At 70.0% G+C, this 14,820-nt stretch carries 10 protein-coding genes; 2 read left to right on the top strand and 8 right to left on the bottom strand.

Annotation, left to right across the window (positions count from 1 at the left end; translation table 11 throughout):
• Positions 1–192: 192 nt before the first annotated feature.
• Positions 193–1,362 carry a family 2 encapsulin nanocompartment cargo protein polyprenyl transferase gene (locus ABT340_RS39890; protein WP_352016142.1) on the bottom strand — a complete coding sequence of 390 codons (1,170 nt, stop codon included), beginning with the start codon at positions 1,360–1,362 and terminating at the stop codon, positions 193–195.
• Positions 1,363–1,631: 269 nt separating this feature from the next.
• A complete protein-coding gene (locus ABT340_RS39885) occupies positions 1,632–3,017 on the bottom strand; it encodes a family 2B encapsulin nanocompartment shell protein (RefSeq protein WP_352016141.1) in 1,386 nt (461 codons plus the stop codon).
• 375 nt (positions 3,018–3,392) lie between these two features.
• Here ABT340_RS39885 and ABT340_RS39880 point away from each other — a divergent pair, with 375 nt between their 5' ends.
• The gene (locus ABT340_RS39880) at positions 3,393–4,274 is read left to right on the top strand and encodes an NAD(+)/NADH kinase (protein ID WP_352016140.1); all 882 of its coding nucleotides are present in this window, start codon (positions 3,393–3,395) and stop codon (positions 4,272–4,274) included.
• A gap of 21 nt (positions 4,275–4,295) precedes the next feature.
• On the opposite strand, the gene ABT340_RS39875 is transcribed toward ABT340_RS39880, so the two are convergent.
• The 6 genes from ABT340_RS39875 to ABT340_RS39850 all read right to left on the bottom strand — a co-directional run bounded on the left by ABT340_RS39875 (position 4,296) and on the right by ABT340_RS39850 (position 12,783).
• The gene (locus ABT340_RS39875; RefSeq protein ID WP_352016139.1) at positions 4,296–5,543 is read right to left on the bottom strand and encodes a hypothetical protein; all 1,248 of its coding nucleotides are present in this window, start codon (positions 5,541–5,543) and stop codon (positions 4,296–4,298) included.
• Positions 5,544–5,779: 236 nt separating this feature from the next.
• The gene (locus ABT340_RS39870) at positions 5,780–7,363 is read right to left on the bottom strand and encodes a carbohydrate binding domain-containing protein (protein ID WP_352016138.1); all 1,584 of its coding nucleotides are present in this window, start codon (positions 7,361–7,363) and stop codon (positions 5,780–5,782) included.
• A 221-nt stretch (positions 7,364–7,584) separates the two neighbouring features.
• Positions 7,585–9,546, bottom strand: a complete 1,962-nt coding sequence (gene recQ, locus ABT340_RS39865) for a DNA helicase RecQ (RefSeq protein WP_352016137.1) — start codon at positions 9,544–9,546, stop codon at positions 7,585–7,587.
• A 60-nt stretch (positions 9,547–9,606) separates the two neighbouring features.
• A complete protein-coding gene (locus tag ABT340_RS39860; protein WP_352016136.1) occupies positions 9,607–10,713 on the bottom strand; it encodes a serine hydrolase domain-containing protein in 1,107 nt (368 codons plus the stop codon).
• Positions 10,714–10,785: 72 nt separating this feature from the next.
• The gene (locus ABT340_RS39855) at positions 10,786–11,796 is read right to left on the bottom strand and encodes an RNA polymerase subunit sigma-70 (protein WP_352016135.1); all 1,011 of its coding nucleotides are present in this window, start codon (positions 11,794–11,796) and stop codon (positions 10,786–10,788) included.
• A gap of 123 nt (positions 11,797–11,919) precedes the next feature.
• Positions 11,920–12,783 (bottom strand): hypothetical protein, encoded by an 864-nt coding sequence (locus ABT340_RS39850; RefSeq protein ID WP_352016134.1) that lies wholly within the window; start codon positions 12,781–12,783, stop codon positions 11,920–11,922.
• A gap of 469 nt (positions 12,784–13,252) precedes the next feature.
• Here ABT340_RS39850 and ABT340_RS39845 point away from each other — a divergent pair, with 469 nt between their 5' ends.
• Positions 13,253–14,803 carry a M4 family metallopeptidase gene (locus ABT340_RS39845; RefSeq protein ID WP_352016133.1) on the top strand — a complete coding sequence of 517 codons (1,551 nt, stop codon included), beginning with the start codon at positions 13,253–13,255 and terminating at the stop codon, positions 14,801–14,803.
• Positions 14,804–14,820 lie beyond the last annotated feature (17 nt).

Raw genomic sequence — 14,820 nt, 5'->3', positions numbered from 1 at the left:
TCGCCACATAACGTGCGAACAGCGCCGACACGGTCGTCTTCCCACTGCCGCCCTTACCGACGAAAGCCACCCTCACGACGACGATCCAATCTGATCAGAACGCGTTGACTACGAACGTGCGATCAGGTTGCCATCGTCGGTCAATGCGGGCATACCCCGCACTTGACCATCATCCAGCGGTATGGCCGGGGGTCAGCGGTCGCGGCGGGTGACGAGCCGGGCGAGTGTCCTCAGCTCGGCGGCCGCCCGCGCGACGGGACGCGCCTCATGCAGGTGGCGCAGCGCTCCGGCCAGCAGTTCGTCGGCCTGCTCCTGGCTCCAGGCCCGCCCGCCGACGGCGTCGACGAGTTCGGCGGCGTGGGCCAGGTCGGTGTCGGTCAGCGGGTCTTCCTGGTGGTAGAGACCGGCCAGCTCACGCCCGGCGGGGGTCGGGGAGGCCAGCGCGGCCACCACGGGAAGCGACTTCTTACGGCTTCGCAGATCCGAGTAGACCGGTTTGCCGGTGACCTCGGGGTCGCCCCAGATGCCCAGCAGGTCGTCGACCAGCTGGAAGGCCAGTCCGAGGTCGGCCCCGAAGGAGCGCAGCCGTTCGACCTGCTCCGGGGTACCGCCGCCGGACAGGGCGCCGAGCGCGCAGGCGCACCCCAGCAGGGCGCCCGTCTTGCCCGCCACCATGGCCAGGCACTCGGCCAGCTCGACGTCCTTGCGCCCCTCGAAGGCCACGTCCGCGCTCTGCCCCTCAAGCAGTTCCTGGATCGTGACCCCGAAGATCCGGGTCGCCTCCTGGACCGCCGGATGCCCGCCCGCGGACAGGGCGTCGTAGGCCAGCGCCAGCAGGGAGTCTCCGGCCAGGATCGCCGGGCTGACCCCGAAGACGCTCCAGGCCGTCGGCCTGTGCCTGCGGGTCCGGTCGCCGTCCATCACGTCGTCGTGCAGGAGGGAGAAGTTGTGCGCCAGCTCGACGGCGACCGCCGCGGGCAGCGCGGAGGCGGCGGTCCCGCCGACCGCCTCCGCGGCCAGCAGGACGAGCGCGGGCCGGATCGCCTTGCCGCTGTCGGCCTGGGTCGGTCGGCCGTGCTCGTCCCACCAGCCGAAGTGGTAGCCGGAGATGTGCCGCATCGACGGGGGCAGCGTGTCGATCGCGGAGCGAAGGGCCGGCTCCACCGTGTCACGGCTCCAGCGGAGCACCTCGCCCGCCGTACGCCCCTCTCCTGCCTGTCCGGCGGCCGGGTCCCGCCTGGTGGCCGTCCCCGCCGACGGTCGCCGCCCGGTGACCACCGGCCGTTCCCCGGTGACGGACCCGGTCAGATCTGGCATGTCGGCCGTGGTGTCCGCCGTCTGGCCCCTGTCAACCGCCGTCATGTCTTCACGCCCTCGTAGCGGTCGGTCATGAGGTCGAACTCCTCATCTGGCGTGTCCGGGTGGGTGTGCGCGTGGAAACCCGCCCTTCATGGCGCCGAACGCGCGCGGGTCCCGGGTGAGCATGCCCGCCCGGTAACACCCGTATTCGGATGCTACCGGCCTGCACACCCATTTCTCGATATGCGTGAGCGCCATTCTCCGACGAGCTTCTCGGCTCCACGGACACGACAGGAAAAAACCGGGAGCTCGAAAGACCGCGTGTCCGGTTCTCAGTGCCCGAGTTCGACGTCTTCCAGGATTCCGAGGGCGTCGGGAACCAGAACCGCGACGGAGTAGTAGGCGCTGACCAGGTAGGAGATAATCGCCTTCTCGTTGATGCCCATGAAACGGACCGACAGGCTGGGCTGGTACTCGTCCGGGATGCCCGTCTGGTGCAGACCGACGACTCCCTGGTCGTCCTCGCCGGTCCTCAGCGCGAGGATCGACGTGGTGCGGCTGCCGGTGATCGGGATCTTGTTGCAGGGGAAGATCGGGACGCCTCGCCAGGCCGGGACGGTGTGCCCGCCGAACTCGGCGCCGATGGGGTAGATCCCCCGGCGGGTGCACTCCTGGCCGAAGGCGGCGATGGCGCGCGGGTGCGCGAGGAAGAACTGCGTCCTCCTGCGGCGGCTGAGCAGCTCGTCGAGGTCGTCCGGGGTGGGCGGGCCGGTCCGGGTGTGGATGCGCTGCTTGAGGTCGGCGTTGTGCAGCAACCCGAACTCGGTGTTGTTGATCATCTCGTGCTCCTGCCGCTCGCGCAGGGCCTCGATGGTCAGCCTGAGCTGCTGCTCGACCTGGTCCATGGGGTCGTTGTAGAGGTCGGCGACCCTGGTGTGCACCCGCAGCACGGTCTGGGCGACGCTGAGCTGGTACTCACGGGGGGCGAGCTCGTACTCGACGAACGTGCCCGGCAGGTCGGGCTCACCGCTGTGCCCGGCGGCCAGCTCGATGGCGGCCTCGCCGTACTTGTTCTGCGGGCCCTTCGGGGCCGTCTCGAATTGACGCAGATGGCCGCGGAGCGCCTCGGAACGGTCGGCGATCTCGCGGAAGGCGTCCCCGGGCAGGACCAGAACCGTGCCCGCGGTGATGGCCCTGACCGTGAACTCCCAGTCACCCCGCTGCCCGGTCAGCGTCTCGTCGCCGAAGTGGTCGCCCCCGGCCAGCACGGTCAGGACGACCTCGTCACCGTACGGCCCCGCGCCGACCTTGTTGACCTTGCCGTGCGCGACGAGCACCACCTCGTCGGCGGGTTGGCCCGCCTGGACCAGCACGTCCCCCGCGGAGAAGTCCCGCTGGGTGAAGCGCTCGGCGAGCGCCTGCAGCACCTCGGAGTCGTCGAAGTCGCGCAGTGAGGGCAGCTCACGCAGCTCAGCGGGCACGACCCGCACCTCGGAGCCGGTGCTGGTGAAGCTCACCCGCCCGTCGCCAAGTGTGTAGCTGAGGCGCCGGTTGACCCGGTAGGTGCCACCGGAGACCTGCACCCACGGCAGCATGCGCAGCAGCCACCGCGAGGAGATCTCCTGCATCTGCGGAACCGTCTTGGTCGTCGTCGCGAGATTTCGCGCCGCCTCCGTACCGAGGCTCAGCTGCGACCTTCCGGGATCGAGCTCCGTCACAACACACCATCCATCCGTGTCGGATCGAAAAGGGCCGGGGACCTGAATCAGAGAAAAGAGAGCGAGGGGATTGACCGCGATCGAATTCGCAGCGCCATTCCACCCCCTGACACGGGGGATCAGGCACAGGCCGCCATCGCGGAGCGCTCCAATCCTGATGGTTCGTTAAATAGGTTGTCAAGCATTAAACATCATTCGGTGAAATACAAAAATCGCCATTGTCGGAAAATTCGGATCGAACGGCTATAACGGAATTTTTGGGTTGAACTATAAGTCATCATGCCCTGTATACACATAAGTGATCTTTTACAGGCCGCCGAGGACCCCCGGGCGGGCGGCGGCATGACGCGCCGCACAGCGCCGTACAGTGGCGAGATGGGCATGGTCGAAACGGTCGGACTGGTCCTGCATCCGCGCCGCGACTCGAAGACGGCCATCGACACCGTCATCGGGTGGGCGCGCGGGCGCGGCGTCACGGTGCTCGGCCTGCCGGAGGAGGTCGGGCGCATCGACTGCAGCGCGGTCGCGGTGGACGCCGAGACGCTCGTCGGCCGGGCGGACCTGCTCGTCAGCCTGGGCGGCGACGGCACCATGCTGCGCACCATGCGCCTCATCGCGGGCCGGTCGACCCCCGTCCTCGGGGTGAACCTGGGCAGGCTGGGCTTCCTGGCCGAGATCGACGTCGACGGGCTGCCCAGGGCGCTGTCGGCCATCGACGGCCACCGTCACACCGTCGAGCCCCGCATGGCGGTCCAGGCCTCGCTGCCGGGGACCGGCACGGTGACCGCGTTCAACGACGTCGCCCTGGTGCGCATCCCCGGTGACGGGCTGTCGGCGGTCGCGGTCTCCGTCGAGGGGCACCCCTTCGTCCGGTACGCCGCCGACGCCGTCATCGTCGCCACCTCGACGGGATCGACCGCCTACAGCTTCTCCGCGGGAGGCCCCATCGTCTCCCCCACGGTCGAGGGGTTCCTCGTCGTACCGGCCGCCGCCCACTCGTCGTTCAGCCGGGCCATGGTGCTCTCCGCCGACGAGGAGGTCACCCTGGAACTGCTCCCGGCGAGCGGCACACTGGCCGTCGAGGTGGACGGCGCGGTCGCGGGCCATCTGGCGCCGGGAGACCGGCTCACCGTCACCGCGCTGCGCGCCGCCGCCTGGGTCGTACGGCTCGGCGACACGACCTTCTACGAGCGTGCCCGGCGCAAGCTCCGCGTCAACGGCAGCGCGGAGGTCGAGGAGCGGGACTCACCGGTGTGACCGGCGGTCCCGCCCCGGTTCTCAGCCATGGGATGAGCCGTTGACGGTGAGGACGCGTTCCTGCTGGGTCTCGATCGCCGGGAAGGTGCCGGTGTCGACGATCCCGTGCTCCCTGAAGGCGGCCTCGATCAGCGCGTGAGCGCGGGGCTCCAGCTTCCACAGAGCGCGGTACTCACGGGCGGTGGCCAGCGAGATGCCGATCTCGTGAGCGATGTCGGACGCCCTGGGGACGAACTTGCGCTCGATCTGCTTGTCCCAGTACTCCCTGGCGGCGCGCAGCAGGGCGGCGCGCTGGGCGGTGTCCACGACAGGGGGCGGCGAGTCGAGCATCTCGACCTCGCCCTCGTCGTCGTCGTCCATCGCCGCCGCGGGCAGCGCGTGCGTCAGGCGCGGCGGCTCCTCGGCCTCGGGGGCCCACGGGACCGGCGGCGTCAGGTCGATCAGGGCGGAGGTGTTGTAGAGCGCCCCGATCTGGGACAGCAGCGCCTCCTGGCGGGTGCTGTCGACCGCCAGGCCGGTGTGCTCGACGGCCCGGTCCATCGCCTTGTCCAGCTTGGTGAGCGCGCCGCGCATCTTCCTGTCCGAGGCTCCCGCCTCACGCAGGGCGCGGGCGCGCTTGGCGGCCAGCGCGACCCTGGTCAGCCGCCGGTGGGCGTCCACCTCGCTGGCCGTACGGTCGCTGACCTCGGCGAGACCGACGCGGACCAGCATGCGCTCGGGGGTGAGCCGCCAGTTGATGCGGTGCCGCCCCGTGATGCGGTGCCGTTCGATCGCCATGCCCCGTTCCCACAGCCAGGCGGCGACCAGCGGGGCCGCCAGGCGGAAGACGGCCTCGGCGAGACTGCGGGCGTCCATGCTGGACAGCACCGCCGACAGGCCGGTGAGCGTCCACACCGCGATGCCGTCGATGCCCGCGGAGTAGTTCTCCCGCATGTTACGGCGGGCCCGCACCGCGCTGGTGATCACCGCGACCTCGATGAACGCGAAGAGCAGCAGCCTCAGCGGGCCGTCGAAGCCGAGCACGTCGCCGGAGAAGCGCCACATGCCCTGGGCGGACACGCCGGTGGCGATGCTGGCGGCCACGATGGTGAGGATGTCCTCGGCCGGACGGGGCGCGACGTAACGGTGGAAGAACTGGTTCGCGGCCCGGTAGAGGGCTCTGGCCGCGAGGTAGGCCACGCCGAGGAGTGCTAGGCCGATCACGCAGATGATGACCGTTACGACCGGTTTATCCGACGCGAAGGCGGTGATTTCGTCGATGGGGGGCATCTCACTCACTGTCCGTCAGTCTCGATCTCCGACAGGATATGAACGCGATCATTCCAGAATGTCGGCAGCTTGTTCGCCAAACAGAGGCCTACATCCGTGACGAGATCGAACGAGAGTGACGTTCGCGGCGTGTGTGGGGCCTCTCGCCCCCTGGAGGCCACTCCCTGCCGTGACGGCCCGAACAGGCGAAAGGCCGCCCCCGGACGAGAAGTCCGGAGACGGCCCTCAAGGACCGGTCAGCGGCCCTGCAGTGCCTTGACGTTGTCGCCGAAGCTCCAGCTCCTCGACCCGTCCCAGTTGATGGACCAGGTCATCAGGCCCTTGAGCTGGCCGTTGAAGGCATTCCAGCTCTGGGAGACCAGGGAGGGAGACATGTAGCCGCCTCCGGCGCCGGCCTGCGCGGGCAGACCGGGAACCTGCTTGTCGTAGGGAACCTTGATCGTGGTGCCCTGGATGACCAGACCGTTGTTCAGGCAGGTGGTCTGGGCGGTGAAGCCCTGGACCGTGCCCGCGGAGTAGGAGTCACCGGAGCAGCCGTACATGCTGCCGTTGTAGTACTGCATGTTCAGCCACCACAGGCGGCCGTTGTCCGCGTACTTCTTGATGATCGGCAGGTAGGCGCCCCAGATGGAGCCGTACGTCACGCTTCCGCCGGTCACGTAGGCCGTCTCGGGAGCCATCGTGAGGCCGAAGTTGGAGGGCATCTGGGCGAGCACGCCGTCGATGATGCGGATGAGGTTGGACTGCGAGGCCGACAGCTGGTTGATGTTGCCGCTGCCGGACAGACCGGTCTCGATGTCGATGTCGATGCCGTCGAAGTTGTACTTCTTCAGGATCGGCACGACGGTCGCGACGAACTTGTCGGCGACGGAGCTGGAGCTGAGGTCGATGCCGGCGGTCGCGCCGCCGATCGACATCAGGATCGTGGCGCCCGCGGCCTTGGCGTCGCACATCTCAGCCGGGGTGGAGACCTTGACGGTGGCGTCCATCCCGTCCTCCCACAGCACGGTGCCGTCGGAGAGGATGACCGGGAACGCGGCGTTGATCACGTTGTAGCCGTGCTGCTTGATGCGGGGGTCGTTGATCGGCGTCCAGCCGAACGGCGGGTGCACGCCGTTGATGGCGCCGTCCCAGTTCTCCCAGTAGCCCTGGATGACCTTGCCCGCGGGCCGCGACTTCACCGCGCAGGTGCTGCCGGTGGGCGTGACGGTCGGGGTCACGGTGGGCGTGACGGTGGGGGTCACCGTCGGGGTGACGGTCGGGGTCACGGTCGGGGTGACCGTGGGCGTGACGGTCGGGGTGACGGTCGGCGTCACCGTCGGGGTGGGCGTCGGTCCGGGCGGGCCGTCGACGCTGACGTCGTCGACGTAGTAGGTGCCCTGGCCGTACCAGCCGTGCAGGAAGACCACCGCGGTGGTCTGGTTGGCGCCGGTGGTGAGGGACACGCTGAGCTTCGTGTACGACGACGCGGAGGCGGTCCAGGTGGAGGAGCCGCCGTTGACGCCGAGGTAGACGTAGTTGCCGCGCACCCAGGCGCTGACCACGTAGGTCGAGTTCGGCTTGACCGTCACGGTCTGGCTGCACTGGGCGGTGTCCGAGCCGCTGGCCGCACCGGCGAGCGCGCCGTTACCGGAGTGGACCGGGGTGCTGACCACCGAGCCGAGCCCGCCGGTACAGGACCACGGCGCGACGGAGCCGGCCTCGAAGTCCGGGTTCACGACGACGTTGTCCGCCTGGGCCGACGTCTGCGTGATGAGGACACCTACCACTGCCAGCAGGAATGACACTGCCAGCGCCAGTAGGCGGGGGGTTCGCTTCATGGGGGGTGACCCTTCTGTCGCCCGGCACGACAAGTCGCCGGGCATTGACGACGCGGCGGGTTACGGGCCGCGTTGGTGGGGGTTGCGAACAACAGGTACAACGAAACCGAATTATCGAGACAAATTCTGCCAATGTCTACGAAAAGTTCTATTTCGGCACTGATGACTTCATTTCGGCGCTGTTGACAAGCCGTTCCCCCACCGTGGTGAAGTGCCCTCCGTCAGGCCTCCTCCGCCCCCTCGGTTTCCCCCTCCTCGGGCTCCCCCGGCTCCCCCGGTTCCTCCGGCTCCCCGGCGAGGACCTCCAGGATCTCCTGGCCGTACTTGGCCAGCTTGTTCTCGCCGACACCGCTGACCGTGCCCAGTTCCGCCAGGCTCGACGGCGTCCCGGCCGCGATCTCCCGCAGGGTCGCGTCGTGGAAGATCACGTACGCGGGCACCCCCTGCTCCCTGGCCGTGGCCGCACGCCAGGCGCGAAGCCGTTCGAACACCGGCACCGCCTCCTCGGGCAGGTCCGCCTGGGTCATCCGGCGGGACTTCGCGCCCTTGGCCCGCGTCTCTCCCCGGGCCCCCTCGGTCTCCGTCCGCGTCTGCCGCTGGGGCTGGGGCTGGCGCCGCATCATGACCTGCCGCCTGCGCCCGAGCACCTCCGAGCTTGCCTCGGTCAGCAGCAGCGTGCCGTAGTCGCCCTCGACCGTCAGCAACCCCTGGGCCAGCAGCTGCCGTACCACGCCACGCCACTCGGCCTCGCCGAACTCGGTGCCGATGCCGAACACCGTCAGCGAGTCGTGGTTGTGCTGGAGCACCTTGGGCGTCCGCCTGCCCAGCAGGATGTCCACGATCTGCCCGGCGCCGAACTTCTGGCGCCGCTCCCGCACGAGCCTGAACACGGTGGACAGGACCTTCTGCGCGGCGACCGTGCCGTCCCACGCCTCGGGCGGCGACAGGCAGGTGTCGCAGTTGCCGCACGGCTCGCCTCGCTGGCCGAAGTAGTCGAGCAGGCGCACCCTGCGGCACTGCACGGTCTCGCAGAGCGCCAGCATCGCCTCAAGGTGGGTGCCCAGGCGCCTGCGGTGCGCGTCGTCACCCTCCGAGGTGTCGATCAGCTTGCGCTGCTGCACGACGTCCTGCAGGCCGTAGGCCAGCCAGGCGGTCGAGGGCAGGCCGTCCCGCCCGGCCCTGCCGGTCTCCTGGTAGTAGCCCTCGACCGACTTGGGCAGGTCGAGATGGGCGACGAAACGCACGTCCGGCTTGTCGATGCCCATCCCGAAGGCGATGGTCGCGACCATGACCATGCCGTCCTCCCGCAGGAAGCGCGCCTGGTTCTCCGCCCTGGTCCGCGCGTCGAGCCCGGCGTGGTACGGCAGCGCCTGGACGCCGTTGTCCGTCAGGAACTCGGCGATCTTCTCGACGGAGGACCGCGACAGGCAGTAGACGATGCCCGCGTCACCGGGGTGCTCGGTGCGGATGAGCCGCAGCAACTGCCGCCTCGGCTCGTTCTTCGGCTCGATGCGGTACTGGATGTTCGGGCGGTCGAAGCTCGCCACGAAGTGGCGGGCCTGACCGAGGTTCAGCCGGGAGGCGATCTCGGCGTGGGTCGCCGGGGTCGCGGTCGCGGTCAGCGCGATGCGGGGCACGTCGGGCCAGCGCTCGTGCAGCGTGGACAGGGCCAGGTAGTCGGGCCGGAAGTCGTGCCCCCACTGGGCCACGCAGTGCGCCTCGTCGATGGCGAACAACGAGATCTTGCCCCGGTCGAGCAGCCTCAGCGTCGTCTCGACCCGCAGGCGCTCCGGCGCCAGGTAGAGCAGGTCGAGTTCGCCCGCCAGGAAGGCCGACTCGACCGCGGCGCGTTCGTCGAAGTCCTGCGTGGAGTTGAGGAAACCCGCCCGCACCCCGAGGGCCGTCAGGGCGTCGACCTGGTCCTGCATGAGCGCGATGAGCGGCGAGACGACGACGCCGACGCCCTGCCGTACGAGGGCGGGGATCTGGTAGCACAGGGACTTGCCGCCGCCGGTCGGCATCAGCACGAGGGCGTCGCCACCCCCGACGACGTGCTCGATGATCTCCTGCTGCCCCTGCCGGAACGAGGCGTACCCGAAGACACGCCGCAGCGTCTGTGCCGCCTCGCTCTCCCAGGCCTCGTCCTGCGGGTGATGGTCAGGACCGTTCTCGGAGGTGGGCACCGCGCCATTGTATGAGGACACAGTGCCCACACCGGTGGGAACCGGAGAACGACCCCTCGGTCAGGCGTGACCGAGGACGACCGTGGCGATCCGTTCGACGGCGCCGAAGTCACCGGCCGAGATCCGGTTCTTCATCACGCCGACGCTGAGGCCCGTCGCGGTGTCGGCGAAGGCCGCGGTCCCTCCGCTGCCCGCCATTCCGAACAGCGTCGGCGCGGCCACGGCCGGGGTCAGGCCGATCGAGTAGCCCAGCCCCCAGCTGGCCGGGGCGCCGGTCACCTCGTCCACGCCCGTCGTCGCCGGGGATGACAGCTCGCGGAGCCGCTGCGGGGAGACCAGCTCCCCGCCGAGTAGCGCGTCGTACATACGGGCGACCGCGCGGGCCGTCATCGTGGCCCCGGCGGGGATGTCGGAGCTCAGCACGTCGGCCCGGTTGCTGAAGGCCGCGTCGGGCATCGCGGCGAGGGGCGCCGCCGTGTAACCGTCGACCACCCTGAAGAACGGGATCTGGGCCAGTGTCTCGGCGGGCAGCTCCATCGGGGGTCCCGCCTCCTCGATCCTGGCCAGCCTGCCCAGCTCGGAGGCGGGAACGCCGAAGAACAGCTCGCCGGCCACCCCGAGCGGTTCCGTGAGCTCCTCGCGGAGCACCTGTGAGACGGGCTTTCCCGTGACCCGGCGCACGACCTCACCGAGGATGTAGCCGTAGGTCTGTGGGTGGTAGCCCGACCTGGTTCCCGGCTCCCACCACGGGGTGGCGCCGGCGACGGCCGCGCACATCCGGTCCCAGTCGCACAGGTCCTCCGGTGTGGTGCCGACCGGCACCCCGGGGACACCGGTCGCGTGCGTCAGGGCGTGCCGTACGGTCGCCTTCTCCTTGCCGTGGGCGGCGAACTCGGGCCACACGTCCGCGATCGGGGTGTCGTAGTCGACGACCCCGCGCTCGGCCAGCACGTGCACGAGCGTCGCGGTCACCCCCTTGCCCGTCGAGGTGGCGTAGACCGGGGTGTCCGGGGTGAGGAGATGGCCGGTCTGCGGGTCGGCCACGCCGGAGACGACGTCGGCCAGGAGTTCGCCGTGGCGGTAGACGGCGACCTGCACACCGCGCTCGGCCCCCGACTCGACGAGTTCGTCCGCGACGGCCTGCACGTCCCGCTGAAGATCGGTCATGGTTGTTCCTTCCTCGATTGCTCCCCCGTATGACGAGGGCCGCGCGAAAAAGGAATCGGTCCCCTCCCCGGGTCAGAGCGAGGACGGTAGGCCGAACCTGGGGAAGACCTCGTCCCCGTAGGTGGTGATCTGGGTGACCAGGCCGTCCTCGACACGCAGGACGCCCATCCAGGAGGGCGAGAAGACCGTCTCGCCCGGTCTGCGGAGATACGCGGCGGCGGCAGGCTGCCGGTTGGCCCGGGTGGCGACCACCCGCCAGTCGCCCCACGCCTCCGGACCGACCATCGCGGGCGTCCACGACGCCAGAAAGGCCGTACGGCCGAGCAGCCAGATCGGGGCGGGCGGCATCGTCTGCCACACGTCGGCCCTCAGCACCTCGGCCAGGGCGGACGGGTCGGCCTTCTCCAGGGCCTCGACGTAGCGCCGCAGAACCGCCTGGTCCTCGGGTACCGACTCGGCGGGGGCGGTCCAGTCGAGGCGCCGTGCGGGCAGGTGCTCCCTGAGCACCGGCCTGGCACGCTGCAGGGCGCTCTTGACCGCCGCGACGGTCAGCTCAAGCGAGACCGCGGTCTCCTGCGCCGACCAGCCGAGCACGTCGCGCAGGATCAGCACCGCCCGCTGCCTGGGCGGCAGGTGCTGGATCGCGACGAGGAAGGCCAGCTCGATCGTCTCGCGGTCCACGACCTCCTCGGCCGCGTCCAGCAGCGTGTCGGGATAGGGCTGCAGCCACGGCACGGCGCCCGAGACGGGCGGCTCAAGTCCCGGATCCGCCTCGATCGCGGGTGCGGGGCGCGGCTGCGGGTGTCGCGGATGCGCCCTGAGGTGGTCCAGGCAGACGTTGGTCGCGATCCGGTACAGCCAGGCGCGCAGCCCGCTCTCCTCGCGGAGCGTCCCACGCCCGCGCCAGGCCCGCAGGAACGTCTCCTGCACCAGGTCCTCGGCATCGTCGAAGGAGCCGAGCATGCGGTAGCAGTGCACGTGCAGTTCACGCCGGTGCTCCTGCATCCGCTCGGCGAAGCCGTCCGCTCCCGTCGTCGTCAGGCCTCTCGGGCCGGGGGCCATGGGAGCACCGGTGCCGGTCATGAGCGGGATTCTAGGCGGCCACGACGGCCGCGGCGGAACCGCCGCCGCGGCCGTCGCGGCTTCTCTTTCCGAGCCCGGAGAGCTTCCGGATTTAGGGAGCCTTCCGGGGCCGGGGAGCCGGGATCAGGAGCCGGGCGCGGGGATCGGGGACTGCGGGAGCGGAGGCTCCGTCACCGTGGCGGTCGGCTCGGGGCCGGGGGTGGTCGGAAGGTCCGTGGGTGTCTCAGTGGGTGCCGTCGTGGGTGTCTCGGTGGGCGTCTCAGTGGGAGGCGCGGTGGGCGTCTCGGTCGGGAGCGCCGTGGGAGACGCCGTCGGCGTCGGGCAGAGGGCGGGGGTGTGCCGCCTGTCGCCCAGCCGCCACAGCGGAGACGACCACCAGTTCCCACGCCAGAGCTTCCTGCTCGGCCGTGACAGGTCGAAGACGTGGGCGGCCGTGGCCGTCTCACCCGTGGCCGTCGCGGTCACCGAAATCCAGTCCCCCTGCCTGATTTCGTTGCCCCGCCTGCCCGCGTAGACCTTGGTGGAGTCGTCGATCGCGTACACCTTCTCGAAGCCGTCCTGGCTTCGCACGGTGACCGAGTCCTCCGTCAACGTGGTCGCCTCTCCCGTCTGGGAGAGCACCGTGAATCCGCAGCCGTCCTTCGCCGGCAGGACGAACTCCCCGTGCAGGACCTGCGGGAAGGCCACCCGGGGGACCTTGGGCGCCGGGGCGGCGGTCGGGAGGCCGGTCGGGGACGGGGACGGGGACGGGGGCGGGGGTGGCGTCGGAGTCAGAGTCGGAGTCGAGGTGGGGATGTCGGTCGGAAGAGGCTGGGTCGCCGTGGGCGTCGGCGTCTCCGGCCCCGTGGGAGCGGGGGCGGGCGACGCCGAGGCCACGGCTCCCCCGACGCCCCCCGACGCCACCAGCACGACGGCGGCCGCGAGACTCAGCGAGTGCGGAACGCGCCGTCGTGTCTCATCTGGTCTGTCATCGTTCGTTGGCTTCACGTGTCCTCCATCGGACTTGACGGGAAGTGCTTCCACCGGCCCCACCGGGGACGGGCACGGCGGAGCACGGCCTTCCCCGATGAGGCGTGAGGAGACTTCCCTCTCTCATCCGCTCATATCGCCCCAAATCCCAATCGACCCTCCGAACCCAGCGTTCTCCCAGGTCATCCCACTCATGCAAAATATTGATAAATCAGGAAATCGGAACTTCCTCCAACGGGAGGCCGGAGCGTGACATGCTCGACGGGGGCGGTGCGCCCATGTTTCACACGAGCCGCTTCCCGTAATTCGGCCACCCTTTTTCCGGGGCCGGCTATACGACAAAAATATGGGAATTCATGGGGTTCTGCTCTTCGGCAACCGATGTCACCGTTGGGGCAGCCCTGGCCGGCCACGGCTCCTTGCGGACAAGGAGTCACAGCGAATGAACCCTAGAGCCCCCAAAGTCAAGGTGGGAGCGACCGCTTTCGTGACGGTCGTCGCCATGGGCACGTCGGCGTTGGCCGGTCTTCCCGCGCGGGCCGCGCCCGACGCCCGATCGAGCGACGCGCAGGCCCCGTCCGCGTTCGCGCCGCCCGGAGCCGAGGCCCGTGAACGCGCGGCCTCGGGCGTGGCGAGGATCCTGGCGGAGCGGGCCGGGGAACTGCGCGTGGGGCCGGGAGACGCCTTCGAGCCTCCCGTGATCACATCCGGTGTGCGGGGCCTGCAGTACCTGCTGTACCGGCGCACCCACCACGGGCTGCCGGTGTACGGCGGCGACGTGATCGCCTCCGCCGACAGCGGCGGCACCACCGTCGGCCCCGTGACCACCGGCCAGCAGGTCTCGCTGGAGGGCGTCGGCACCGTGGCCAGGATCAGCGCCGGCGACGCGGCCTCCGTCGCCAGGGCCCAGGGCAGGGCCGTACGCGAGGTGGGCACGCCCCGCCTGCTGGTCCACGCCACGACCACGCGTCCCCGGCTCGCCTGGGAGGTGGCCGTCACCGGCGGCACGGAACAGGCCCCCGAGGTGCTGCGCGTCTTCGTCGACGCGCTCGACGCGAGTGTCATCGGCACCCACGACCAGGTCAGGTACGGCCTCGGCAACAGCTTCTACAACGGCAACCCGGTGACCATCCAGACCACGGGCTCGGGCGGCTCCTTTGTCATGCGGGACCCGACCCGTCCCGGGCTGGCCTGTGGCGGCCAGAACGGCACCCCCTACTCCAAGTCCGTCGACACCTGGGGCAACGGGACGGGCACCAACCTGGAGACCGCCTGCGTCGACGTGCTGTTCGCGGCGCAGAAGGAATGGGACATGCTGCGTACCTGGCTGGGACGCGACGGCCTCGACGGCGCAGGTCACGCCTTCCCGGCGCGCGTCGGTCTCAACCAGGTCAACGCCTACTGGAACGGCTCATACATCTCCCTGGGCCACAACCAGTCCAACACCCGGCAGGCCGCCTCGCTCGATCTGGTCGGGCACGAGTACGGCCACGCCGTCTACCAGCACTCGGGCTCCGACGACGGCGGCACCCCCGAGGCCCTGTCGCTCAGCGAGTCGTCAGGCGACATCTTCGGCGCGGCGACCGAGCACTACGTCAACCACGCGCCGCCCCTGGACCCGCCCAACTACCTGATCGGCGAGGATCTGGGCTTCGGCCCTGAGGCGGTCCACAACATGTACAACCCCTCCCTGCAGGGCGAGCCCAACTGCTACACCGCGCTCTCCACGAGTCCCGGGCCGCAGGATCACTGGTTCTACCTGCTCGCCGAGGGGACCAGCCCGCAGAACGGCCCCCCGAGCCCGGTCTGCGGCGGCCCGACTCCGCTGACCGGCATCGGCATCCGCAAGGCCACGGAGATCTTCTACAGCGGCCTGCAGTACAAGACCGCTCCCTGGACCTACGCCAAGGCGCGCATGGCGACCCTCAGAGCCGCCAAGGCTCTCTATCCGAAGAGCTGCGCCGAGTACAACGCGACCAAGGCCGCCTGGACCGCCATCTCCGTCCCCGCCCAGCGTGGCGAGCCCGGCTGCCTCTGACGTCCGCCGGCCGTTCG

Source organism: Streptosporangium sp. NPDC000239 (assembly GCF_040300765.1).
In the GTDB taxonomy this organism is placed as follows: domain Bacteria; phylum Actinomycetota; class Actinomycetes; order Streptosporangiales; family Streptosporangiaceae; genus Streptosporangium.
This window is presented reverse-complemented; position numbering and strand designations above follow the sequence as displayed.

Coding starts and splice junctions, on each gene's coding strand:
- ABT340_RS39860 (WP_352016136.1), bottom strand. CDS start 10,713: ATGACCGATCTTCAGCGGGACGTGCAGGCCGTCGCGGACGAACTCGTC.
- ABT340_RS39855 (WP_352016135.1), bottom strand. CDS start 11,796: ATGACCGGCACCGGTGCTCCCATGGCCCCCGGCCCGAGAGGCCTGACG.
- ABT340_RS39875 (WP_352016139.1), bottom strand. CDS start 5,543: ATGCCCCCCATCGACGAAATCACCGCCTTCGCGTCGGATAAACCGGTC.
- ABT340_RS39880 (WP_352016140.1), top strand. CDS start 3,393: ATGGGCATGGTCGAAACGGTCGGACTGGTCCTGCATCCGCGCCGCGAC.
- ABT340_RS39870 (WP_352016138.1), bottom strand. CDS start 7,363: ATGAAGCGAACCCCCCGCCTACTGGCGCTGGCAGTGTCATTCCTGCTG.
- ABT340_RS39890 (WP_352016142.1), bottom strand. CDS start 1,362: ATGACGGCGGTTGACAGGGGCCAGACGGCGGACACCACGGCCGACATG.